Source organism: Deefgea piscis (assembly GCF_019665785.1).
Lineage (GTDB): Bacteria > Pseudomonadota > Gammaproteobacteria > Burkholderiales > Chitinibacteraceae > Deefgea.
Map to the genome: position 1 here is coordinate 667061 of NZ_CP081149.1, position 22902 is coordinate 689962.

At 47.8% G+C, this 22902-nt stretch carries 20 protein-coding genes, 1 pseudogene and 2 riboswitches; of the genes and pseudogenes, 9 read left to right on the top strand and 12 right to left on the bottom strand.

What is annotated here, in order from left to right; all coding sequences use genetic code 11:
* Window positions 1–131: 131 nt before the first annotated feature.
* The 4 genes from yidC to rpmH are packed head-to-tail and all read right to left on the bottom strand — an operon-like array spanning window position 132 to window position 2555.
* The gene (gene yidC, locus K4H25_RS03215) at window positions 132–1787 is read right to left on the bottom strand and encodes a membrane protein insertase YidC (RefSeq protein WP_221021990.1); all 1656 of its coding nucleotides are present in this window, start codon (window positions 1785–1787) and stop codon (window positions 132–134) included.
* Window positions 1788–1820: 33 nt separating this feature from the next.
* Window positions 1821–2030, bottom strand: coding sequence for a membrane protein insertion efficiency factor YidD (gene yidD / locus K4H25_RS03220; RefSeq protein WP_182076222.1), 210 nt, complete (start codon window positions 2028–2030; stop codon window positions 1821–1823).
* Window positions 2003–2380, bottom strand: a complete 378-nt coding sequence (gene rnpA / locus K4H25_RS03225) for a ribonuclease P protein component (protein ID WP_173533026.1) — start codon at window positions 2378–2380, stop codon at window positions 2003–2005. The genes yidD and rnpA overlap by 28 nt, the downstream gene beginning before the upstream one ends.
* 40 nt (window positions 2381–2420) lie before the next feature.
* On the bottom strand, window positions 2421–2555 hold the full coding sequence (rpmH, locus tag K4H25_RS03230) for a 50S ribosomal protein L34 (RefSeq protein ID WP_173533027.1): 135 nt from the start codon (window positions 2553–2555) through the stop codon (window positions 2421–2423).
* A 311-nt stretch (window positions 2556–2866) separates the two neighbouring features.
* Between rpmH and dnaA the strand changes: the two genes are divergently transcribed.
* The 4 genes and pseudogenes from dnaA to K4H25_RS03250 all read left to right on the top strand — a co-directional run.
* A complete protein-coding gene (gene dnaA / locus K4H25_RS03235) occupies window positions 2867–4258 on the top strand; it encodes a chromosomal replication initiator protein DnaA (RefSeq protein ID WP_221021991.1) in 1392 nt (463 codons plus the stop codon).
* 246 nt (window positions 4259–4504) lie between these two features.
* Window positions 4505–5611 carry a DNA polymerase III subunit beta gene (gene dnaN, locus K4H25_RS03240; RefSeq protein WP_221021992.1) on the top strand — a complete coding sequence of 369 codons (1107 nt, stop codon included), beginning with the start codon at window positions 4505–4507 and terminating at the stop codon, window positions 5609–5611.
* A 98-nt stretch (window positions 5612–5709) separates the two neighbouring features.
* The gene (gyrB, locus tag K4H25_RS03245) at window positions 5710–8139 is read left to right on the top strand and encodes a DNA topoisomerase (ATP-hydrolyzing) subunit B (protein ID WP_221021993.1); all 2430 of its coding nucleotides are present in this window, start codon (window positions 5710–5712) and stop codon (window positions 8137–8139) included.
* 296 nt (window positions 8140–8435) lie between these two features.
* A pseudogene (locus K4H25_RS03250) lies at window positions 8436–8780 on the top strand (transposase); the annotation flags it as partial.
* A 183-nt stretch (window positions 8781–8963) separates the two neighbouring features.
* On the opposite strand, the gene nhaR reads toward K4H25_RS03250, so the two are convergent.
* Window positions 8964–9875 (bottom strand): transcriptional activator NhaR, encoded by a 912-nt coding sequence (nhaR, locus tag K4H25_RS03255; RefSeq protein ID WP_255587973.1) that lies wholly within the window; start codon window positions 9873–9875, stop codon window positions 8964–8966.
* A gap of 109 nt (window positions 9876–9984) precedes the next feature.
* Here nhaR and K4H25_RS03260 point away from each other — a divergent pair, with 109 nt between their 5' ends.
* Genes K4H25_RS03260 through K4H25_RS03270 form a run of 3 tightly spaced genes read left to right on the top strand, consistent with a single transcriptional unit; the run spans window position 9985 to window position 11819 of the window.
* A complete protein-coding gene (locus K4H25_RS03260; protein WP_221021995.1) occupies window positions 9985–10314 on the top strand; it encodes an HPF/RaiA family ribosome-associated protein in 330 nt (109 codons plus the stop codon).
* Between the two features lie 49 nt (window positions 10315–10363).
* Window positions 10364–10804, top strand: a complete 441-nt coding sequence (locus K4H25_RS03265; RefSeq protein ID WP_221021996.1) for a tellurite resistance TerB family protein — start codon at window positions 10364–10366, stop codon at window positions 10802–10804.
* Window positions 10805–10844: 40 nt separating this feature from the next.
* Window positions 10845–11819: a TerC family protein gene (locus K4H25_RS03270; protein ID WP_221021997.1), complete on the top strand. Its 975-nt coding sequence runs from the start codon at window positions 10845–10847 to the stop codon at window positions 11817–11819.
* Window positions 11820–12249: 430 nt separating this feature from the next.
* Here K4H25_RS03270 and K4H25_RS03275 read toward each other — a convergent pair whose 3' ends face one another.
* Both K4H25_RS03275 and K4H25_RS03280 read right to left on the bottom strand, forming a co-directional pair.
* Window positions 12250–14004, bottom strand: coding sequence for a bifunctional metallophosphatase/5'-nucleotidase (locus K4H25_RS03275; RefSeq protein WP_255587976.1), 1755 nt, complete (start codon window positions 14002–14004; stop codon window positions 12250–12252).
* A gap of 197 nt (window positions 14005–14201) precedes the next feature.
* Window positions 14202–14816, bottom strand: coding sequence for a trimeric intracellular cation channel family protein (locus tag K4H25_RS03280; RefSeq protein ID WP_221021998.1), 615 nt, complete (start codon window positions 14814–14816; stop codon window positions 14202–14204).
* Between the two features lie 92 nt (window positions 14817–14908).
* Window positions 14909–15005: riboswitch (glycine riboswitch) on the bottom strand.
* A 1-nt stretch (window position 15006) separates the two neighbouring features.
* Window positions 15007–15093, bottom strand: a riboswitch (glycine riboswitch).
* Between the two features lie 285 nt (window positions 15094–15378).
* On the opposite strand from K4H25_RS03280, the gene K4H25_RS03285 reads away from it, so the two are divergent.
* Both K4H25_RS03285 and K4H25_RS03290 read left to right on the top strand, forming a co-directional pair.
* Complete coding sequence (locus K4H25_RS03285) at window positions 15379–15885, top strand: glycine cleavage system transcriptional repressor (protein ID WP_221021999.1); 507 nt, start codon at window positions 15379–15381, stop codon at window positions 15883–15885.
* Window positions 15885–16844, top strand: a complete 960-nt coding sequence (locus tag K4H25_RS03290) for an ABC transporter substrate-binding protein (protein WP_221022000.1) — start codon at window positions 15885–15887, stop codon at window positions 16842–16844. Before K4H25_RS03285 ends, K4H25_RS03290 begins: the two co-directional genes overlap by 1 nt.
* 84 nt (window positions 16845–16928) lie before the next feature.
* On the opposite strand, the gene K4H25_RS03295 is transcribed toward K4H25_RS03290, so the two are convergent.
* From K4H25_RS03295 to K4H25_RS03315, 5 genes are all read right to left on the bottom strand, one after another.
* Entirely contained in the window at window positions 16929–17753 is an 825-nt protein-coding gene (locus K4H25_RS03295; protein ID WP_221022001.1) for a helix-turn-helix transcriptional regulator, read from the bottom strand.
* A 42-nt stretch (window positions 17754–17795) separates the two neighbouring features.
* The gene (locus tag K4H25_RS03300) at window positions 17796–18329 is read right to left on the bottom strand and encodes a YbhB/YbcL family Raf kinase inhibitor-like protein (RefSeq protein ID WP_221022002.1); all 534 of its coding nucleotides are present in this window, start codon (window positions 18327–18329) and stop codon (window positions 17796–17798) included.
* Window positions 18330–18473: 144 nt separating this feature from the next.
* Window positions 18474–19754 carry an NAD(P)/FAD-dependent oxidoreductase gene (locus K4H25_RS03305; protein ID WP_221022003.1) on the bottom strand — a complete coding sequence of 427 codons (1281 nt, stop codon included), beginning with the start codon at window positions 19752–19754 and terminating at the stop codon, window positions 18474–18476.
* Window positions 19755–19851: 97 nt separating this feature from the next.
* On the bottom strand, window positions 19852–21264 hold the full coding sequence (locus tag K4H25_RS03310; protein ID WP_221022004.1) for a methyl-accepting chemotaxis protein: 1413 nt from the start codon (window positions 21262–21264) through the stop codon (window positions 19852–19854).
* A gap of 274 nt (window positions 21265–21538) precedes the next feature.
* Window positions 21539–22867, bottom strand: coding sequence for a glutamine synthetase family protein (locus K4H25_RS03315; RefSeq protein ID WP_221022861.1), 1329 nt, complete (start codon window positions 22865–22867; stop codon window positions 21539–21541).
* Window positions 22868–22902: the final 35 nt, after the last annotated feature.

A 22902-nucleotide genomic window follows, 5' to 3' on the forward strand; every position in this document is an offset into this window, starting at 1 on the left:
TGAATTCTCTTAGGGTATTGACTGCTAATTATTGTAAAACAAGCGCTGTCGCTCGATACATCGTTTTGAATTGAGTTTCAGTAAAGATAGCAAAACGCCGCCCGAAGGCGGCGTTTTTATTTTAAGCCTTGCTAACTATTTTTGGCTTTTTTTGCAGCGTTTTCAATTTGCTTGGTAATCACATATTGCTGAATGATCGACAAGATATTGTTCACAACCCAGTACAGCACCAAACCAGCTGGGAAGAAGAAGAAGAACACCGAGAAAATCAATGGCATAAACTTCATCATCTTCGCTTGCATCGGATCCGGCGGTGGAGGCGACAAGGTCGTTTGCACGTACATCGATACCGCCATAATCAGTGGCAAGATGTAGAGCGGATCTTTCACCGATAAGTCATGGATCCAGAATTCCCACGGTGCTTGGCGCAATTCAACTGCGGCCAGCAACATCCAGTAAAAACCAATGAACACCGGAATTTGCACCAGCATCGGTAAACAACCCCCGAGCGGATTCACTTTTTCCGTTTTGTACATTTCCATTACAGATTGCTGGAATTTCACGCGGTCTTCGCCGTGACGTTTTTTCAACTCTTCCATCCGTGGTGCTAACAAGCGCATCTTGGCCATTGAGCGATAGCTGGCGCTAGCTAATGGATAGAACGCGGCTTTTAGCAAGAGGGTCACGATGATAATCGACCAACCCCAGTTGCCAACAAGGCCGTGGATAAACTGCAATACGGCGAATAAAGGTTTCGAGAAGATGGTGAACATCCCGTAATCTTTAACCAGATCAAAGCCTTGTGCCACGGTGTCTAAACGTTTACTTTCTTGTGGACCAACAAAGATCGGTACCGATTTTTCAAACGTTTGGCCAGCCGCAATGCTTGGCAATTGAACGATGGCGCCGACGGAGAATAAATTATCCGGTAGGGCTTTCATTTCAATTTGGCAGGCATTTGGCGTGCAAGCATCACCACCGGTTTCTGGCGTGAAAATCCAAGCCGAAACAAAGTAGTGCTGAATCATCGCAATCCAGCCGTCTTTGGCCCAAGGGATGTATTTCGCTTCACCTTTACGGATCTTATCGAAATCCACTTTTTGGAATTTAGCTTCTTCGGTGTAGACCGCAGGACCGGTGAAGGTATGCGTACCAAACATGCCTGGGTTTTCTACTTTGCCGTCACGCACCAAGCGATAGTAAGCACTGGTCGTTAGCGGTGCAGTGCCCGCATTGACGATTTGGTACTTCACATCGACTAAGTATTTGTCGCGTTTGAAGGTGTAGATTTTGGCAATTTTGACGCCGTTCGGGCCGGGCGCTTCTAAGCGAACGACAACTTCATTTTGGCCTTCAGCCAAGGTGTAGTTGCTTTGTGCCGCAGTGAAAACGCTTTTGTGCGTTGGCATGCCTTCGCCAAGTAAACCGGTTTGCGCGATGTAAACATGCTCGCCTTCATCTTGTAATAAGACAAAAGGTTTGCTTGGATCATCGGTAGCACCGACTTTAAGCAGCTCAACATGGCGTAAATCGCCACCGTTGGCGTCGATTTCAGCGCGGAATAAGTCGGTAACGACGGTAATCCGCTGGCCTTTGGCGACATTGCTTTCTGGCGTAGTGTTGGTGGTGGTGGTATTGCTGGTCGTTGTTGCGCTAGCCGAAGCGGCACTGGCTGTGGCACTGGCCGTTACTTTGGGCTGCGGATAACGCTGCTCCATGTATTTTTGCCAGAAAAACAGAATGCTGAAAGACAGCGCAATAAAGAGGATTAGTCTCTTAGTATCCATTTGAACGGAAGAGCTCCCAACTCGGTGGGTTATTTACGGAACAGGATCATGTCCACAGCCGCCCCAGGGGTGGCATCGACACAGACGTTTTGTCGTGAGCCAACTGCCTTTTATTGGCCCGTATCGGCTCACCGCTTCAATACCGTATTGTGAACAAGTCGGCGTGAAGCGGCAACGAGGACCTAGCAGTGGACTGATCATCAACTGATAAAGTTTCAGCAGCGTGATGATAAGGCGCGACATTGCTTGATTCGTTTAAATAAACTCAATAACGCGGCACGCGCAGCGGCCCCGTCCTGACGTGCAAACGGTTTTCGCGATCTAACGACCACATCCAGACCGAGTAGCAATTCAGTATTTTGACGAAACAGCTCGCGTACAGTGCGCTTAATATAATTACGACCTACGGCACGTTTATCGGTTTTTTTGCCGACCACCAACCCTAAGCGAGCATGCTGGCTTAGATTGGGTTTACCTAAAACTTGGAAGTAATCATTGCTCACTGAAGCACGCAAACTAAAAACGGATGAAAAATCATCCGTTTTTAGTAAGCGTGCATCACGCGCAAAGCGGTAGCGTTTTTCGCTCTGCATGCCGAGTACTCCGCAAGCAGGGGCGTTGGTTCGCAACAGCTTAAGCCGATAAAACTTTGCGGCCTTTGGCACGGCGAGCGTTTAAAACGCGAACGCCACCAACAGTTGCCATGCGAGCACGGAAACCGTGAGTACGTTTGCGTTTGATTACAGAAGGTTGGAAAGTACGTTTCATGACTAAATCCTAAGTGCTAATTGGGCAGTAAACACGCGATTTAATCAGTACTGCTAGTAGCTTGTCAAGTGAGAGTCGTAATTAACCGTGGATCGATTGCCTACTGTGCTTGTGGATAAGTATTGCACTTGCGAGTACAATGCCTCACTTCTCGGTAACTCTCAGTGGCCAAAATGGCCGTGCGAAACTTGGCTTAATATTCAAGGCTTTGCGCGGTGTGCCTCAAATTCCATGCCAATAAATAAAATAACATCGCCGAGTTTGGCCTTGATCTGGTGCCCGCTGACCCTAAGCCGTGGTAATTTATTCCTATGCAAATAGAAACACTTTGGCCGCATTGCCTCAATGAATTGCAACAAAATTTAGGTGCCAGTCAATTTAATATCTGGATTAAGCCTTTATCGGCGCAGATGATTGACGACACTTTAGTCATTGCAGTGCCCAATCAGATTTTTCTGCAATTTATCCGTGATCGCTATCTGGGCATGATTGAAATGGCCGCAGCGAAGTTGTGTGCTGGCGTTCCGCCGCCGATTGAGCTTAAAGTCGGCCAGATGAGTGCGCCTGCGCCGCGTGTTGCTGCGCGCTCAGCCAATGCCGCCAGTGACGAACCGGCACCTGCTGCAGCGGCAGCCCCGGTTAAAACCGGTAAACGCTTTGACGCCGGTGGCGCCAGCCATGAAACGACGCGGCTTAATCCATCGCATAGTTTTGAGACGCTAGTCACGGGTAAAGCCAATCAGGTGGCGCGCGCAGCTGCAATGCAAGTGGCCGAAAACCCTGGCGTGAGCTACAACCCGCTATTTGTATACGGCGGTGTGGGCTTGGGTAAAACCCATTTGATTCAAGCCATTGGTAATTTTGTTCACCAGCATAATCCGCAGGCCAAAATTCGCTATATTCATGCCGAAAAATACGTGCAAGATGTGGTGAAGGCGTATCAACATAAATCGTTTGATGAATTTAAGCGCTATTACCATTCGCTGGATTTGTTGCTGGTCGATGATATTCAGTTTTTTGTCGGTAAAGACCGCACCCAAGAAGAATTCTTCTATCTATTTAATGCGCTACTTGAAAGTGGCAAACAAATTATCCTCACTTCGGACAAAATCCCGCGTGAAATTGATGGTTTGCAAGAGCGTTTAACCTCGCGTTTTTCTTGGGGTTTGATCGTACCGATCGAGCCGCCAGAAACCGAAATGCGCGTGGCCATTTTGCTGAAAAAAGCTGAAGCCGAGCATTTCAAGCTCGATGCCAATGTCGCCTTTTTTATGGCGAAAAACATCCGCTCCAACGTGCGCGAGCTGGAAGGTGCTTTGAAACGCGTGCTGGCATATGTGCGCTTTACTAATCAACCGATCACGGTTGAATCGGCCAAAGAAGCGCTGCGTGATATTTTAGCCTCGGGCAACCGCCAAGTTTCGGTGGAAAATATCCAGAAAACGGTCGCTGATTTTTACAAAATCAAAGTCGCCGATATGCATAGTAAAAAGCGCACGCGAGACATTGCGCGGCCACGACAAATGGCAATGACGCTGACGAAAGAATTAACCCAGATGAGTTTGCCAGCGATTGGTGATGCATTTGGCGGTCGCGACCATACCACTGTCTTGCATGCGTGCCGCACGATTGAAGAGTTCCGCAAAAATGACAGCGAAATGGCGCATCAATACAGCGTGCTGCTGCAAATGTTGCGTTCTTGATGTTGATGGCATATTTATAACGAATATATCTATTTGATGGGGTATGTGAGTGTGAGCCCTTAGCAAAATTGCTAGCAGCCACATACCCTCGTTATATGCCATACGCTATTTTGCTTTAAGTGTATTTATACCTTGAAGCGGCATCGCCAATGCTGCAAAGCTTTCGCATTCCTGATTTTGGCCTCGATTTGAGGTAGAATCGCGGATGCTACCGATAAACTAAATAAACAACTTGGGTGAGAGTAAATGCAACTGCTGCAGGCTGAACGCGATTCGCTCCTAAAACCACTGGCCACTGTAACGGGTATTGTCGAACGTCGACACACCTTGCCTATTTTGTCGAATGTACTGATTAAAAAAGACGGCGATGCCTTGTCTTTTACCGGTACCGATCTTGAAATCCAAATCAGTAGCCAACAAACCGAAGGCTTTTCTGGTAGCGATTTTGCGATTACCGTTGCGGCAAAAAAAATGTCGGACATTTTGCGAGCGATTCCCGATAAAACGGTGGTTACGCTCGAAGAGGCCGAAGGCCGCCTAACTATTAAAGCGGGCAAAAGCCGCTTTGCGCTGCAAACTTTGCCAGCGGCTGATTTTCCTGAATTAGCCGTTGATACCAATCTGCGCGCAACCATTCGCTTGCCACAAGGCCAACTAAAAGCCTTGCTCGGCCGCGTACAATTTGCGATGGCGCATCAAGATATTCGTTATTACCTCAATGGCCTGTTTATGGTTACTGATGGTAATTTACTTAAACTGGTGGCAACGGACGGCCATCGTTTAGGTTTTGTTTCTACCGAATTGAGCACGTCGTTTGATAAAAACGAAGTCATCTTGCCGCGCAAAACGATTTTGGAATTATTTAAATTGCTGTCGGATGTGGATGATGAAGTCACCATTGATATCGCCAGCAATCAAGTGAAGTTCAGCTTTGGCAAAATTGTGATTCACAGCAAAGTAGTTGACGGGAAATTCCCCGATTACAACCGCGTGATTCCACAAAATAACGACAAACTATTAACGGTTGATCGCCAAGCGCTATTGTCGTCGATGCAACGTGCCGCCATTTTGTCGAATGAAAAATTCCGTGGCGTTCGTTTGGTGCTCACTGATAGTACCTTAAAGATTTTGTGCAATAACAATGAGCAAGAAGAAGCTCAAGAAGAAGTTGAAGTCGGTTATAGCGGCGAAACGCTGGATATTGGCTTTAACATTCAGTACTTGCTCGACGTATTGACCAATCTGTCGGTTGAAAACTTGCATTGCTATTTTGGCGACGTCAATTCGAGTGTGCTGGTGACGATTCCAGATAATGAACACTTTAAATACATTGTGATGCCAATGCGTATCTAGGCTGCGGTGAGTAGGGAGTAGGGAATGGGGCATTCGCCCCAGTTTTCTGCGCCTCACTCCCTAATCCCCACTTCCTAATCCCCATACTCAAAAAAGCCATGAACGAAGAAAAAAACCTCCCGCAAGCCCCAGAGAGCGCCCAGTCAGCCGACTACGGTGCAGATAGTATTCGTATCCTAAAAGGTCTCGAAGCCGTTCGTAAACGTCCCGGTATGTATATCGGCGACACCCAAGATGGCACCGGTCTGCATCATATGGTCTTTGAGGTGCTCGACAATGCGATTGATGAAGCATTGGCCGGGCATTGCGACACCATTCGCGTCATCATTCACGCCGATAGCTCGGTGAGTGTTGAAGACAATGGTCGCGGTATTCCAACGCAAATTAAAGAAGACGACGAATTTAAGCGCTCTGCCGCTGAAATCGTGATGACTGAATTGCACGCTGGCGGTAAGTTTGACCAGAATAGTTATAAAGTCTCCGGCGGTTTGCATGGGGTGGGGGTATCGGTTGTTAACGCGCTTTCAGACTGGCTGCGCCTAACGATACGTCGTGATGGTAAGAAAAACACCATGGAATTTCGCCATGGCGAAGCCGTTTCTCCGCTAAAAGAAGTTGGTGACACTGAGCGCCGTGGTACTGAAGTGCACTTTATGGCATCAGTCGAAACCTTTGGCGTGGTTGAATATCATTTTGAAATTCTAGCCAAGCGGATTCGCGAACTGTCGTTCTTGAACAATGGCGTCAACATTCAGCTATTGGATCGTCGTAGTGGCAAAGAAGAAATCTTTAACTACACCGGTGGCGTGAGTGGTTTTGTTGAATACGTTAACCGCACCAAATCGGTATTGCATCCGCATATTTTTTACGCCATCGGCGAAAAAGACGGCATGAGCGTGGAAGTGGCGATGCAATGGAATGATTCTTACCAAGAATCAGTGCAATGCTTTACCAATAATATTCCGCAGCGTGATGGCGGTAGCCATATGACGGCACTGCGCCAAGTGATGACGCGTACGCTCAATCAATATATCGACAGCCATGACTTTGCCAAAAAAGCCAAGGTAGAAACCGGCGGTGACGATATGCGCGAAGGTTTAACCTGCGTGCTGTCCGTCAAAATGCCGGATCCAAAATTCTCCAGCCAAACCAAAGATAAATTGGTTTCGAGCGAAATCGGCCCCGTGGTCAGTGAAGTCTTGAGCGGCGCCTTGGCCGACTTTTTGATGGAAAACCCAGTCGACGCCAAAATCATTTGCGGCAAAATCGTCGATGCAGCCCGTGCGCGTGAAGCGGCGCGTAAAGCGCGTGAAATCACCCGTCGTAAAGGCGTGCTCGATGGCTTAGGCTTGCCGGGTAAATTGGCCGATTGCCAAGAAAAAGACCCTGCAATGTCAGAAATCTACCTCGTCGAGGGTGATTCCGCGGGTGGCTCGGCCAAGCAAGGGCGCGACCGTAAATTCCAAGCGATTTTGCCACTCAAAGGTAAAATTCTGAACGTTGAACGCGCTCGTTTTGATCGTATGCTCGCTAGCCAAGAGATTGGTACTTTGATCATGGCGCTCGGTTGTGGCATTGGTAAAGACGATTTTAATATCGAAAAACTGCGCTATCACCGCATCATTATCATGACCGACGCGGACGTGGATGGCTCGCATATCCGTACCTTGCTGTTGACCTTCTTCTATCGTCAACTGCCAGAACTCGTTGAGCGTGGCTATATCTACATCGCACAACCGCCGCTATTTAAAGTCAAACAAGGTAAAAACGAAACTTACCTTAAAGACGAACAAGAGCTCAAACAGCACTTGCTGCGTGCGGCAATGAATGGCGCGCAATTATCGACTGGCGTCGATCAAGCAACGATAAGCGGTGAAGCACTTGAAACTCTGGCGAAACAGTTCTTCTTGACTGAAGCCGTGATTGAGCGTGAAAGCCGTTTCCTTGATCCAATGATTTTGAACGCCTTGCTCAAAATTAAAGCCCTGGTACTCGATGACGAAGCCAGCGCCAACGACAGCATTGCGCGCCTAAGCGCCGCAGTAAATCATCCGGCATTTCACTTTGCCGCTGAACTCGTCGACGCAGGTTGGCAGATTCGCATCGAGCGCCGCTTGCATGGCGTGGTAACAATGCAATACATCGACAGCGACTTCTTGTTGTCGGGCGATTATGCGCAAATTACCCGCATGGCCGACGCCTTGATGGGCCTCATCCACGCCGATGCCGTGATTCTCCGTGGAGCCGCCGAGCAGCCAGTGAAAAGCTTTAAAGAAGCCCTCGATTGGTTACTCGCCGAAGTGCGCCGCAATATGAGCATTCAGCGCTATAAAGGTCTGGGTGAAATGAATCCAGAACAATTATGGGAAACCACGATGGACGTCACCGTTCGCCGCTTGCTGCGCGTGAACATCGAAGACGCCATTACTGCGGATGAAGTATTCACCACATTAATGGGCGACCAAGTCGAACCCCGCCGTCAGTTCATCGAACAAAACGCCCTCGTAGCGCGCAATCTCGACGTTTAAAAAAAAATATTTTTTAGTTAGTACCAAAAAGCCACCGCATGCGGTGGCTTTTTGTTTGCTTGGGTATAGCTATGCAAAGCTTATTTGTTAATGACTGCATGGTGATACTTTGATTAGCGACCCAGCTCAGCACAATCTCGTAGGAGCGGGCTTGCCCGCGAAAGCAATGCCAATATCAGCTGAATCTCCCCAATTGACGACCCCTTTGATTTTTTTGCCGATTATTTATTGGCCCAACTACCGATGTTTGGCTTACTCGTCTAGTCACCTATTTTGATGCAGAAACGGAGCAGACTTATCAGTTCGTCACCAATCGCCAAGATTGGCCCACCAAGACCGTGGCTGACTTGTATAAGCAGCGCTGGCAAGTTGAGTTGTTCTTCAAATGGATTAAGCAAAACTTGAAAATCAAGGCCTTTCTAGGTTTGAGTCGTAATGCCGTTTTTACTCAGATCATGGTGGCATTGTGCGTCTATTTGTTGCTGGCCTATTTGAAATTTAGCACGGGTTTAACCCAGAGCTTGCAGCAGATACTGCGTTTGTTGCAGTTGAATCTTTTCATCCGCAGGCCGTTGCTGTCGCTGTTTCGGCCGCCAGACAAAGTACCTGACTCCCCTCAGTTAGCGTGGGATTGGGCATGATGAAAATTAACTGGGACAGCAGTGAGTCTGACCCCTTTGATTTCCAACACTTAGAAAATGAAAGGCTGCTGCCTGATGGTTTGCGATTTTTGCTTGTGTATTTGTTATATTTTCTGCAACGACGTATCGACGCTTCGACCAACGCAGACTTTAAAGTTTTTAGGAAATACGGATTAACTCAGGTTATGAATTTGAATTGGCAAATAATTCGTGGCGGGCTCTTTCTGTTACCGCAATCACAGCAGGGTGACGCAATTTACGCTGCACCGAAATGGCATAAAACTGCTCTTTGAGCTCGCCAATGACGCCGCGAACTGCTACTTGATATTCTTGGCAAATACTATGAGCGAGCACAGTCGGTACCACAAAGAAACCTGCCCCTGCTTTACCAAATGCCTTCAGTAATGCGCCATCATCAAATTCAGCCACGACTCGCGGTCGTATATGCGCACGCTCCATCCATGCCTCAAGGCGCGGACGGATCACGGCATCTGCGCCAGGCAGCAAAAAAGGTGCACCATGTAGTGCGGCTGGAAAGTCCCCAGCCCATTGCGCACAAAGCGTTGCCGTGCCGAGTACACTCAGCGTACTTTCACCCAATAAATGATTAAATCCGCGAATATTGGCCTCTGCAGGTAATGGCCGATCCGCCAGTACTAAATCCAGCTTATGTGTTGCCAAATCAGCGAGCAGGTTGAGTAGCCGCCCTTCACGACAAATCAACCTCAAGGGATAATCCATTTGTAATGCGGGTTGCAGCAGTTCAAACGCCACGGTTTTAGGCACCATATCCCCAATTCCGACTCGAAATTCTTGGGCCACCCCTTGTGGGCCAAGCTCAATCGCCTCCTGCAATGCTTCGCCAAGACTAAACATCTCATCGGCATAACTCTGTACCAAGCGACCCATATCAGTCAGGGTAAGTTGACGCCCCTCGCGGCGAAATAGCGGGCTACCGATTTGTTCTTCGAGTGCTTTGAGCTGACCACTAATCGCTTGAGGCGTTAAAAACAAGCGTTCACTGGCGCGAATCACACCACCTGTTTTGCAAATCATCCAGAAATAATATAAGTGTTTGTAATTTAGCGCCTGCATCGAGGTTATTGTTCCAAAAAAATGAATAAAGAACCAAGAATATCTGATTTTTATATTTCATTACCAGCACTTACATTGATTAGTGAAACTAAATCACTGGAGCGTAAAAATGAAAATCGAGATCAAAAGCAAAAACATTGACCTGACAGTCAATCAACAGCAGCACATTGCTCGGCAAATCGAATTTGGTCTTGGACGCTTGAGTAGCCATATCCGCAAAGTCAGTGTACGCCTGACCGACATTAACGGGCCGCGCGGCGGCGTGGATCAACACTGCCAACTCATCGTGAGTATGGATCAACTACCGGATGTGTTGATTGAAGATACTGCCAGCGATTTGATCTTTGCGGTGAATCGTGCCGCGGATCGCGCCAGCCGTACGGTCAGCCGCAAACTTCGCCAAAATCGTAATTTCGCCCCAACGGCTCAATTGAGCTAAACCGTACTCCCTGAAATACTGCCTTTTTTGACGCAACTGGAGATCTAAAATGCGCCGTTATTCTGTCAACAGTCATGAAGCTGTATGCCGTTTACTTGCCCTCTCGCTCGTCTCAGATGGCGGTATTGATCAATCTGAATTTCAAGCCATACGTGACAGTAAAGTACTCACTCAATTGGGGATTAGCGAACACACGCTTCATGATGTGATGCAAGGGCTTTGCGATGACCTGATTCACTATGCTAACGGCCTAAATCAACTGGAGCTCGATGAGGTTTTGATTGATCAATTGCTCGCTGAAATTGACGAGCCACGACTACAAATGACCGTACTGCGTGCCATGCTCGGGATCGTGGACGCAGATGGTTGGTTTGCTGATGGTGAAGCCGTTCTAATTGCTCGCGCCATGGCTTGCTGGCAATTTGATTGGTTTTCAGTACAACCCATCGTTAGGAATGCAAGTGCTCGACGCAGCGCAATGCGAAGTTGACTAGGTAGTCGTTCTGTAAATTAGGTAAGGAGTGAAGTAAATGGAATTTTTCATGGTGGTATGGCTAGGACAGCCAGTTTGGTTATGGCTGTCTTTTATCGCCATTGTGTTGGCGCTATTAGTCTTTGATTTGGGCGTACTGCACAAGGAAGATCACGAAATCGGTGTACGTGAAAGCCTGAAGTTATCCGCTTTCTACATTACAGCTGGCCTGCTGTTTGGCGGATGGATCTGGTGGTACTTGGGTTCGGTCTCTGGTATGGAATATTTCACCGGTTTTTTGATCGAAAAGAGTTTATCGCTAGACAATGTATTTGTGATTTCCCTGATCTTTACTTACTTTGCGATACCCCGTATTTATCAACACCGAGTTTTGTTCTGGGGCATTCTGGGTGTTATCGTTTTACGTGCGATCATGATCGGCGTAGGGGCAACACTGGTCGCGGAATATTACTGGACACTCTACATTTTTGCCGTGTTCCTCATTTTTACCGGCTTAAAAATGTTGTTTGCCAGCGAACAAGCCACTGACATGAGCAAAAATCCACTACTCAACTTTTTACGACGTCATATGCGCGTGACGGATCAGTTGCACGGCCAGCAGTTTTTTGTTCGAGCACCTGCGGTGGAAGGGCGCGAAAAAACAGTATTGTGGGCTACTCCGCTGTTTCTAGCACTAGTTATGATCGAGATTGTGGACCTAGTTTTTGCTGTAGATAGCGTGCCAGCAATTTTTGCAATAACCACCGACCCATTTATTGTCTACACCTCGAATATCTTTGCTATTTTAGGTTTGCGAGCGCTGTATTTCGCATTGGCAGCAGTGATTCACCGCTTCCATTATCTAAAGTACGCGCTCGCTTTGGTGTTAGTGTTCATTGGCTCGAAGATCTTTTTGGGTGATTTTGTATTCGATGGCAAAGTACCACCGGTCTTATCATTGGCGGTGACTTTTGGACTACTGGCAGCGGGGGTACTGTTCTCTCTATGGAAAACTCGAGATACAGGGGAGTAAAATCTGACTAAGTTAGAGAAGATAAGCGACGTAATCAATAGTTCACTTTACTGTAGTGGTTTAATGATTTTGGATATTTAACTATAGGGGTTGATTAGTTCGTTAAGGCCGAACAGCACTGGCACAAGTCAGAAATATTGAAGGCAGCAACCAGATGGTTTGCTGCCTCTCATTTTTCACCCATCGGTATCGATATTTCGGCCAAAGCGGACTTTCTAGTTTTATTGTGTGGACGGACATTGCTTCAAACTTTGATGTCCATATTTTCCTGTTCCCCTCATTACGCTCCAAATGCTTTCATGCGGCTGTCAGCTCGTCAACATTCTAGCCACAATGCCCTGCGGCGACGATTTATTAAGTCAGATGCGTTCACTATGTCGCATAAAAAAACCGCCCAAAATCTGGGCGGCTGTTAACGAATTAAGTTGGATTACTTAATTTTCACCACGCGATTGAGTGTAGGCACGGCAAGGTTAGGATTGGCTTTGATATACGCTTCGAACGCATCAACATCTTGCGCACCGCCAAGGATATTCGTGCCTTTGGTGAGCACGGTAAAACCATCGCCGCCGGACGCAAGATAATTATTCACCGTCACCCGGTAATTGAGCACACTGGAAATCGCCACGCCATTGAGCTTGATGCTGGCGGCATCGACTTTTTGCCCCGCCGCCAGCGTTGAATCCCAGCTGTAACTAAAACCATTGGAGACCAGCAAAATACGGTTAAATGGCTGATTATTGCTGTAGCCCATAAATTGCTGTTCGAGCATTTCCTTGATTTGCGCACCATTGAGCGTCATCGATACCAAAGTATTGCCAAACGGTTGCACGGTGAAGAGCTGGCCATAAGTCACTTGCGCGGCGACCGGTATTAAATCAGCACGCACGCCGCCCGGATTCATAAACGCAATTTGCGCTGCGCCCATGTTGGCGGGGGTGGTGGCGGCCAATTGCGAATCGGCAATCACATCGCCCAGAGTGCTTTCACCGGCGGGATTGGTGGTTTTAAGCAAAGCACCGGCAATCGTACCCACAATGCGATTTTCCAGTGGTGTAACCAGCGCATCGTATTTGGTGATGATTGCAGTTTGTACAGCGTCTTTAGCGACATCATTCGTCACGACGATGTTTTTCGCCGATGATTTAATCACATCGCGCGTTTTAGGATCTAATGTCAGATCGATCTCAGAAATAACTCGGCCATATTGATTGGCGCTGGTGACCAATTTGCCATTAATTTGGCAGTTATACGCTTGATGCGTGTGGCCAGAAACCACGGCATCTACCGCCGGATCAAGGCGTTTCACGATGTCGACAATCGCGCCCGATACGCCTTTGCATTCGTTCAAACCGCCAAGCTGCGTGCCACCTTCGTGCACCAACACCACAATGGCCTCGATGCCTTGTGTTTTAAGCTTAGGCACCAGTGCATTGACGGTGTCGGCTTCATCTTTAAACGTTAAGCCCGCCACGCCTGATGGCGTCACAATGCCCGGTGTGTTTTTAAGCGTCATGCCAATAAATGCGACTTTAACGCCGCTAAATTCTTTGACTTGATATTCGGGAAAGAGTGTTTTCCCCGATTTGCTATCAACGACATTCGCCGCTAAAAATTTAAACTTTGCACCGCCAAATGTCGTTCCCGCTTTGCAGCCATCTGTTGGATGGCAACCGCCGCTTTGCATCCGCAATAGCTCGGTACTGCCTTCGTCAAACTCATGATTGCCAACCGCGTTGAGCTCCAACCCCATTTCATTCATGGCTTCAATCGTTGGTTCGTCGTGAAACAGCGCCGATAGCAGCGGGCTAGCGCCAATTAAATCGCCAGCGGAAACAATAATATTATTCGGGTTTTTGGCTTTCAGCGTTTTTAGCCATGTTGCCAGATATTCGCTACCCCCTGCGGCGACCTTGATGGTTTTAGTTGCATCGGCAGGATCGGGAATCGTTACCGTGCCACCAGGTTTTAGATTGCCATGAAAATCATTAATCGCCAGCATTTTAACTTCAATCGGCGCCGTATTAACCACCGGTATGGGAGTCGGTGTTGCAGAAGCAGGCGTTGTTGTTGCGGCTGGTGTTGTCAGCGTCGGATCAGTGAATGAGCCGCCACCACAAGCGCTTAAAAACAGCGGCATGGCGCAAATTGCCAGTACCGCTTGAACAGAAGCACGAATTTTCATTGCATTCACCTCGTAAGAATTGAGGAGAGCATAAGCTTACATTCTTTCAGTTTAGATACGGCAAGGTGAAGTTTTTGTTAAGCTCTTTTTGAAACTGTCGGCCTCGTGAGGCAAGCAAAACAAACTAGTGGGAACTGTAGATGCGATTAGCGCAGCGTAATCGCAGGTATGAATTGATTGAGATTAATCGACTGAGATCAATGCATATCGTGTCGATAATTAAATGCTGGGAGTCGCCAGCCGCGTTTGAGGGCGGTGAGTCTTAGTAGTAGGCCAAGGGCGAAGCAGGCGGCGACGTTGAGGTCGTGGTCGATTTTGAGTGTGAATAGGCCGATATACAATAAGCCGACCAGCATCGAGACGCTGGCGTAGAGCTCGCGCAGAAAAACGATAGGTACTCGGTTGCAGAGCATATCGCGCAAGATGCCGCCGGCAATACCGGTGATCATGCCAGATAATAAAACGATCAGTGGGTGGTAGTTCATCTCCAAAGCCACGTCGCAGCCGATGATGGTAAAGGCGATAAGGCCAAGGGCGTCGAGGAACATAAATAGCCGATTGAGGCGCTTCATATGGCGGCTAATCAAGACGGCGGCGATGCCGCTGGCGATCACTAAAGCGACGTATTCAGGATGCTGCGTCCACGCGATGGGGTAGCGGCCCAGCAAAATATCGCGCACCGTGCCGCCGCCTAAGGCAGTTAAAAAAGCGATCACCGATACGCCAAAGATATCCATATTGCGCCGGCCAGCGGCCAAGGCGCCGGTCATGGCTTCGGCCGAAATAGCCAATAAATAGATTAACGTGAGCATGGGCGAACTCGCTCTTTGCTGCTTGGGGTAGTTTGCTGCGGATAGATTGCGGACAAGGTGGGCTCCTAGCGTAAATTCCAAGTTTTGGAATAGCCTCTCCCTTTGTCCTTTTACCTGAGAGTTGCGTGGCGGGTGCCACTTGCCCCTTCGGTGGGTTGCGCTGGGCAACCGCTCTCCAATTGGCTGAATCAAAATTCCTGCGGTACATGGGCCTGAGCGATTCTGGGAGCTTGCGTCTTCGGCGAAGGCAGATGCCTTTCTCTCCCGCGAGGAGGGGCGATGCTAACGCTAAAGCGAGGACGAGTCAATTTCAGCGTCGCCAGAATTGCCGGCAGTTAAATGCGGATTTCATCGTGATGAATAGTGAATTACTGGATTTAAAAATAGGCGTATCAAATGCATTTAGATCATTGTGGCGTTGTCACATTGCATCCGTATGCTGGCTGTAGTGCGCTTAATTACGCTTGTTGTAGGAATTTCGCTGCGTAATTCGGGTAATTGTTAGTTTGGCTTTAGAAATCGGCTAAGCTAAGTCTCTATGGTGATTTGGCAAAGGTAGATCATGAATAATGTATTGATTGTTTCAGTGATTGGTCCAGATCGTTCGGGTTTGGTTGAGCAATTGGCGGCAACGATTGCAGCTAAAAATGGCAATTGGCTGGAGTCTTCATTTTCTCGTTTGGCTGGCCAGTTTTCTGGAATTGTTAAAGTTGCCGTTACTGGTGCGGGTGAAGAGGTGTTATTGGCTTTGCAGCAAATCGCCGGTTTAGATATTCGTGGTGTATTGGATATTGAGCGAGAAGAAACGGCAATCATTTCGCAAAGCGTGGAATTAAGTTTAATTGGGCATGATCGGGTTGGGATTGTTAAAGATGTGGCGACGATTTTGGCGCGGTTTGCAGTGAATATTGAAAAACTCGAAACATGGTTATCGAGTGCTGCGATGTCGGGTGAAATGATGTTTCATGCGCAATTAATCTTATCTGCGCCGTTGGACGTCGATTTAGACCAAGTGCATCGCCAATTGGAATGTATTGCCGATGATTTAATGGTGGAGTGGACTGACTAATGTCCCGTTTACGTTGCTTTGCGCTGCTGCTATTTTTTATTGCTTCCTCCGTTATGGCTTTTCCCTTAGTGATTGTGGTGGAGAGTTATCATCCTGAAAATGATTGGGATAAAGCGTATTTAAATGGTTTACGCAGTAAATTGGATGGCGTTGCAGAACTGGACTTTATTGCTTTGGATACCAAACGTTTGCCCACTAGCGCGCATTTGGAACAAGCTGATTTGGCTTTTTATGAAATTCAGCAAAAAAAGCCCGATTTAGTGATCTTGGGTGATGATGCCGCCTTGGCTCTATTGGGGCCAAGATTGGCTCGAATGAAAATGCCAGTGGTATTTTTAGGCATTAATGCGGATCCGGCGCAGTATTTTGGCGGTAAATTACCCGAGCATATTACTGGGGTGATAGAGCGGCCGTTGTACCAGCAAAACTTTAATTTGATCCGCGAGTTATTACCGCATGCCAAGCGCATTTTGGTGTTATTAGATCAAGATCGATCGGCATATTTTTTACAGACGGATATTCAACGTTTAAAACGCAATGATATTGATGTGGTGCTGGTGAGTAATTATTCGATTTGGCAAAATAAAGTGATGAATGCCAATTTGCAATACGATGCAATCGTAATAGGGACTTATCAAGCCTTAATTGGCGCCGATGCCCAGCATGTGAATGCCGATGAAGTGATGGCGTGGACGCGCGCGCACAGTCCGGTGCCCATTTTTGGCTTTTGGGATTTTGCCATTAGTCGGCAGGCGGCAGCGGGCGGCATGGTGTTATCGGGCTTTGAGCATGGTGCAATGGCAGGCAGCATGGCGCGTTCGATATTAAAAAATCCTCAGCTATCACTGCCGGTACGCCAAAGTGACCACGGCCATCTAATATTCAGCCGAACACAGGCGAGCTACTGGAAAATTCAAATTCCCAATAAATTGAGTAAACGAGTGAGTTGGCTGCCTTAATTTTAAAACCTTTAAGTATGGGTATGTGAAGATAAGTCTTTTTATTAATGGCTTATCTTAATATACCTATAGATATAAGAGGTTTTAATTGCGTGCAGCCAGCGCGGCATCTGAGGTGACAGTGGCTCGGAGTTGTAGCGGTTTGACGCCAAATTGCTGGCTAAAACGGCTGCTAAAACGGGATGCCGAGGCATAACCACATTGCTGCGCGATATCGCCAATGCTGTGCGAGGTGGTTTGTATCATCCCCAATGCGGTATTTAAGCGAACTTGTTCGAGCAAACGCCGAAATGAATTTCCTTCTTGCATCAATTGTCGGCGCAATGTCGACGCGCCTAAATGCAATTGCTGCGCCATCTGCTCAACCGTCCACGGCTTACTGGTATGTAGCAATAATAATTGCTGTACGCGCTGGCTAATTGAATCGCCTTTATCGATAAAAATCGCCTGTCCTTGCCCCGCCATGGTCAAAGCCAGCAATAAGCCCACCGCACGATGGTGCTGCAATGCCGTCGGTTCGACGTCGCTGGCTTGAAATAACTGATCCCATTGCATGGCGACCCATGGATCAAGCTTGACGCAAAGCTGTGCGGGTTGCTGCAGTGCCGCCCGCAAAACTTCGGGGTATTGCTGCCGACAGCGTGCAATCAGCTGTGGATCGAGCAATACCACATCACAGGCATAGCCAGAATGATCGGCTTGATTGCGCAGCGTCACTTCTAGCCCGGCGGGCGCAATCACCAAATCACCCACACGGGCAATGAAATGCTGTTCGCCAATAAAGAGGTGTTTTTCACCTTGGCGCACGCGCATCAGCATAGGCTGCAAGCAGCAAATTTGGCGCAAAGACTGCGTTGACTTGGCTTGGATTTGGCTCAATTTGATTTGTTTGGTGTGTAATGCAGGCATTGCCGCTGGCTCTTATGTGCTGGCGGCAGTTTGCCGCGTGGATTATTTGCTGCGCTGATAGGTGGCAGTGAGTTGTGCTTTAGCCAGTTGATGTTGGTTGAGCATAAAGCCCACTAAGGCACCGCTGGCATTGGCATCGACTGGGAGTTTTTCAGTATCTAAAGCCCAAACGGTATAAATATAGCGATGCGCTTTATCGCCAATCGGTGGGCAAGCGCCGCCGTAGCCAGCTTGGCCAAAGTCGGTGCGCGTTTCAAGTGCGCCGGCTGGTACTGCACCGCTGGCAATCGATTGCACTTGGGCCGGAATATTCACTACACTCCAATGCCACCAGCCACTACCGGTTGGTGCGTCTGGATCAAACACGGTGATGGCAAAGCTTTTGGTGCCGGCTGGAGCGTTTTTCCAGCTGAGTTGCGGTGAAATATTGCTGCCACTGCAACCAAAACCATTGAATTCTTGCTTTTTAGTCATTGGCGCATTGGCTTGGATGTCTTGGCTGGTGAGTTGGAACTCAGCGGCAAAGGCGGTGTGCAGACTAAGGGCCATAAATAAAGCGCTGCTAATGAGTTTCATGATTGCTCTCCGTGTTGTTGAAAAGCCATCATACGCAGCATCTTAAAGAGCGATGGTTCAGAAAAGCTCATATTTTATCCTTAAACGCTCTATTTTGTGATTTATTTATTATTTTTGAGCGTTTATGCGTTTTGGCTGATGGATTTAAATGCCGAGTTGGTCGCGCAAGGCGTAATACCAAGCGCCCAATGCCGTGAGCGGTACGCGCAATAAGCGCCCGCCGGGAAAAGGGTGGTGCGGGAGTTTGGCAAAAGCATCAAATTGGCTGTTATGCCCTTGTATGGCTTGCGCCAATAATCGCCCAGCCAAATGCGTATAAGTCACGCCGTGGCCGCTACAGCCTTGTGAGTAATACAGATTGCTGCCCAGTCGCCCCATTTGCGGTAAGCGCGATAGTGTTAATGAGAAATTCCCAGTCCACGCATAGTCGATTTGAATATGGCTGAGCTGAGGAAAAGTCTGGCGTAAATTCGGCACAATCACTGCCTCAATATGCGCTAAATCGCGTGCGCCATAGGTAACGCCTCCGCCATAAATTAAGCGGCGATCGGCACTTAAACGATAATAATCGAGCAAAAAATTACAATCTTCGACGCAGTAATTGCTGGGAATTAGTTGCTCAGCCAGTGCGCCCAGTGGCTCAGTAGCGACGACTTGGCTGCCACAAGGCATGGTTTTGGCGGAGAGCTCTGGGACTAAATCGCCCAAATAGGCATTGCAAGCGACAATCACAAACTGGCAACGTACCGAGCCCTGCGCCGTTTGCACCACCGGGCGAGTGCCACGTTGAATCTGCGTGACCGCCGATTGCTCAAAAATTTGCCCGCCCAAAGATTCAAATGCCGCAGCTTCGCCGAGCGCCAGATTGAGTGGGTGGATATGCCCGGCACTATGGTCAACTAAGCCGCCGACATAGCGCTCACTGGCAACGGCTTGGCCAATTGCCGCTTGGTCTAGCATTTCTAGCTGGGTATGGCCGTAGCGCTCCCAGAGTGCCTTTTGTGCAGCCAGATGCCCCAGTTGTTTGTTGCTGAGCGCCGCAAACAGTCCGCCATTTTTAAGGTCGCAATCGATTTGATAATGCGCGATTCTTTGGCGAATAATTTGATTGCCGGTAAACGCCATTGCGCCCAAAGCGTCGGCAGTAGCTTTGCCATATTGCCGTTCAATCACATCCATATCGCGCGAATACGAATTCACAATTTGCCCACCATTGCGCCCCGAAGCCCCCCAAGCGATTTGTGCTTGCTCCAAAATAACCACGTTATAACCGGCCTCAGCTAAAAACAGACCGGCAGATAATCCGGTAAATCCGGCACCAATAATGCAGATATCGACGTCTAAATCGCGATTGAGCTCCGGCCTTGCTGGTTGTGGGTGGGCGCTGGCGGCGTAATAAGAGGCGGCGTGACTGATTTTTTGCATTTTTTTCATTCAATAAGTTGAGGTGGTGAAAATGACGACATGGCGAGATAGGCAAAGGAATTTGGCTTTTTAACTTTGGATGTTAAAAACACAGGCTTTATTGCGGCTCTCGGACATGAAAAAATCGAATCAATTCTTGTAACTGTACGGCTTGAGTATTCATTTCATCAGCCGTTGCAGCCAGTTCTTCTGATGCTGCCGCGTTGATTTGCGTTGCGGCGGATAGTTGATCTACCGTAAGGCTAATTTCATTTATGCTCTGGGTTTGCATATTCGTGGCACTACTGATGGCTTGTATCAGCTCGGCAGTGTCTATCGTTGCGGGTTTGATTTTACTGAGCAATTTACCGGCCTGTGTGGATTGCAGCACACTGCTATCAGTAATATCGCTGATTTCTTTGGCGGCGATTTGGCTTCGCTCCGCTAGCTTACGTACCTCAGAGGCGACAACGGCAAAGCCTTTGCCATGATTGCCGGCTCTGGCTGCTTCAATTGCCGCATTGAGCGCCAATATATTGGTTTGATAGGCGATATCGTCAATGATGTGGATTTTGGTTGCAACTTGCTCCATGGCGAGCGCTGTTTTTCTGACGGCCTCTTCACCAGTTGTTGCATCGTTTGATGATTGTTGGGCGATGTCCGTGCAGGTGACCGCATTTGTAGCGCAAAGGGTGAGTGAGTGATTAATTTCTTTGATTGCCAATCGTGTTTCTTCAACGTTAGTGACTTCGGAAATCGTATTTTGACTTAATGCTTCAGCTGCATCCGCGATTTGCTCGGCTGAATTAACCAGCGTGGCAGAATTATTACGAATATTGTGTAAAACGTGATTGAGTTTTTCGGTCATTTGTTGCAAGTGATACAAAATACTCGATTGATCATTCTTTTTTAAATGAATTGACACTGCCAAATTGCCAGAAGCAATCTCTCGGACAATCACTGAGGCAACTCTTGGCTCACTGCCAAGTAAATTAAATAAAGAATTCATAACATATAGTGCAATGATAGTGATCACAATCAGCAAGCCAAAGCTGATGATTAACAGTCCAAGTAATGATTTATTGACCAATGTTTTGGCTTGATCTTCTAATTGTTGCTGTTGTTGTTTGAGAATCGGTACCAGTTCATCCACAGCTAAACGATGTTGCTTATAGAGTTGATCTAATCGCGTTTTTGCCGCAGCAATTTTTACTTGATTTTTGCTTTCTAGAGCTGGAATTAAAACTTGTTCGGCTTCTTTATAAAAGGCATCAGCAGGCTGAAAAATAGATTGAGTTAGGCTATTGAGTATATTGGGTGGTAGATTACTTTCTTTCCAGTGTGCTTGTCCTCGATAGAATTCATTTTTAATTGTTTTAAATCGATTGATTAGCTCGGTGGATGGAGGGCTAGTTTCACTTAATTGGTGTGACAGTAAATAGGCCTCAATGATGTATTGTGGTGGCGGCAAAATGTCGGCGATTAAATTGCTGTTGTCGTCAATTTTATGGTAAAGATCTCCATTAATCATTACTGTACGCATGGTCTGATAGGACCAAATTGAGAGTAATAATAAACTGGTCAAAACAGCAGCAAGCAATATGTAAAATTGCTGTTTAAAGGGAAGATTTTTCATTGGTTTATCCTTGCTCGTTATTCCGTGGATAGCCCTTAAATGGTTTGGGTTTGTAGCACAAACCATTGTAAAATTAATTTAGTCACTGTATTTTTAATATATTCCATGTCAATTTATATGTACTCTGTGTAATTAGCGTTAATCATCTATTTTTAATAAATTTAAATATTCAAACATGCAGTAGCAAATGTTTACGCTCCCACGGGCTGATCACTTTGGCGTATTCGATATATTCAGATTGTTTGACGGCGCAATACGCTTTGATGAATTTTTCACCGAGCACCTCGGCAATCGGCGCGCATTCGGCCAATTGGTTGATCGCACCTTCTAGCTCTCTGGCAAAGGCAAATGGCAGGCTATATGCGTCGCCCGTGAGCGGCTCGGTCGGTTCGAGTTGTTCGACAATACCCAAATAGGCGCAGGCCAAAGTCGCGGCCAAAGCCAAGTAGGGATTGCAATCGACCCCCGGAACGCGGTTTTCAATTCGCCGTGCTGCAGGGGTGGAATACGGAATGCGAATGCCGCAAGTGCGGTTATCAAAACCCCATTGCACATTGATCGGGGCGGCGTAATAGCGAGTGAGACGGCGATAGCTATTCACAAACGGCGCAAAGAGCGAAATCACCGCCGGAAAGTATTTTTGCATGCCAGCGATCGATTGATAAAACACCGTGCTCGGTTGCCCGTCGTCATTGGAGTAAATATTTTTACCGCTGGTTTTATCGACCACACTCATATGAATATGCATGGCCGAGCCGGGCTCGTGCTCCATCGGTTTGGCCATAAAGGTGGCATACATTTGATGGCGAATCGCCGCTTCGCGTACGGTGCGTTTAAATAAAAAAATCTGATCAGCGAGTTCTAAGGCGTTGCCATGCAAGAAATTGATCTCCATTTGGCAAGCGCCGACTTCGTGAATCAAGGTGTCGATTTGCAAACCTTGCGCATCGCAATAGTCATACACGTCTTCAAATAAATCATCATATTCATTCACCGCATCAATCGAATACGCTTTGCGTCCGGTTTCGGGCCGGCCAGTTCGTCCTAGCGGCGGTTGTAAGGGCAGGTCGGGGTCGCGATTAATATCGACCAGATAAAACTCCATTTCGGGGGCAACCACTGGCTCCCAGCCGCGATCTTCGTAGAGCTTTAATACCCGCCGCAACACATAGCGGGGTGATAGCTCAACGGGTGTGCCGTCAAAATGAAAACAATCATGAATCACTTGCGCCACCGGGTCTTTGGCCCAAGGCACTAGGCGAATGGTATTCGGATCGGGAATCAGCACCATATCGGGATCGGTACTGGGGGTAATGCCGTCGGCGTATTCACCGGTTACGGTTTGCACCAGCACCACTTGCGGCAAGCGCATGCCGTCGTCTTCGTTAAACTTCTCGCGCGGAACGATTTTGCCGCGAGCAATCCCAGTAAAGTCTGGGGTCACGCATTCCACTTCGGTGATTCGCCGCTCGCGCAGCCATTCGCTAATTAAGCTCATCATCATTCCTTCAAACAAAAGTGCTGCGCTTGGGT

Bases quoted from the DNA above. Each gene is read 5' to 3' on its own strand.
- yidC (WP_221021990.1), bottom strand. From the start codon at position 1,787: ATGGATACTAAGAGACTAATCCTCTTTATTGCGCTGTCTTTCAGCATT.
- yidD (WP_182076222.1), bottom strand. From the start codon at position 2,030: ATGTCGCGCCTTATCATCACGCTGCTGAAACTTTATCAGTTGATGATC.
- rnpA (WP_173533026.1), bottom strand. From the start codon at position 2,380: ATGCAGAGCGAAAAACGCTACCGCTTTGCGCGTGATGCACGCTTACTA.
- rpmH (WP_173533027.1), bottom strand. From the start codon at position 2,555: ATGAAACGTACTTTCCAACCTTCTGTAATCAAACGCAAACGTACTCAC.
- dnaA (WP_221021991.1), top strand. From the start codon at position 2,867: ATGCAAATAGAAACACTTTGGCCGCATTGCCTCAATGAATTGCAACAA.
- dnaN (WP_221021992.1), top strand. From the start codon at position 4,505: ATGCAACTGCTGCAGGCTGAACGCGATTCGCTCCTAAAACCACTGGCC.
- gyrB (WP_221021993.1), top strand. From the start codon at position 5,710: ATGAACGAAGAAAAAAACCTCCCGCAAGCCCCAGAGAGCGCCCAGTCA.
- nhaR (WP_255587973.1), bottom strand. From the start codon at position 9,875: ATGCAGGCGCTAAATTACAAACACTTATATTATTTCTGGATGATTTGC.
- K4H25_RS03260 (WP_221021995.1), top strand. From the start codon at position 9,985: ATGAAAATCGAGATCAAAAGCAAAAACATTGACCTGACAGTCAATCAA.
- K4H25_RS03265 (WP_221021996.1), top strand. From the start codon at position 10,364: ATGCGCCGTTATTCTGTCAACAGTCATGAAGCTGTATGCCGTTTACTT.
- K4H25_RS03270 (WP_221021997.1), top strand. From the start codon at position 10,845: ATGGAATTTTTCATGGTGGTATGGCTAGGACAGCCAGTTTGGTTATGG.
- K4H25_RS03275 (WP_255587976.1), bottom strand. From the start codon at position 14,004: ATGAAAATTCGTGCTTCTGTTCAAGCGGTACTGGCAATTTGCGCCATG.
- K4H25_RS03280 (WP_221021998.1), bottom strand. From the start codon at position 14,816: ATGCTCACGTTAATCTATTTATTGGCTATTTCGGCCGAAGCCATGACC.
- K4H25_RS03285 (WP_221021999.1), top strand. From the start codon at position 15,379: ATGAATAATGTATTGATTGTTTCAGTGATTGGTCCAGATCGTTCGGGT.
- K4H25_RS03290 (WP_221022000.1), top strand. From the start codon at position 15,885: ATGTCCCGTTTACGTTGCTTTGCGCTGCTGCTATTTTTTATTGCTTCC.
- K4H25_RS03295 (WP_221022001.1), bottom strand. From the start codon at position 17,753: ATGCCTGCATTACACACCAAACAAATCAAATTGAGCCAAATCCAAGCC.
- K4H25_RS03300 (WP_221022002.1), bottom strand. From the start codon at position 18,329: ATGAAACTCATTAGCAGCGCTTTATTTATGGCCCTTAGTCTGCACACC.
- K4H25_RS03305 (WP_221022003.1), bottom strand. From the start codon at position 19,754: ATGCAAAAAATCAGTCACGCCGCCTCTTATTACGCCGCCAGCGCCCAC.
- K4H25_RS03310 (WP_221022004.1), bottom strand. From the start codon at position 21,264: ATGATTAATGGAGATCTTTACCATAAAATTGACGACAACAGCAATTTA.
- K4H25_RS03315 (WP_221022861.1), bottom strand. From the start codon at position 22,867: ATGAGCTTAATTAGCGAATGGCTGCGCGAGCGGCGAATCACCGAAGTG.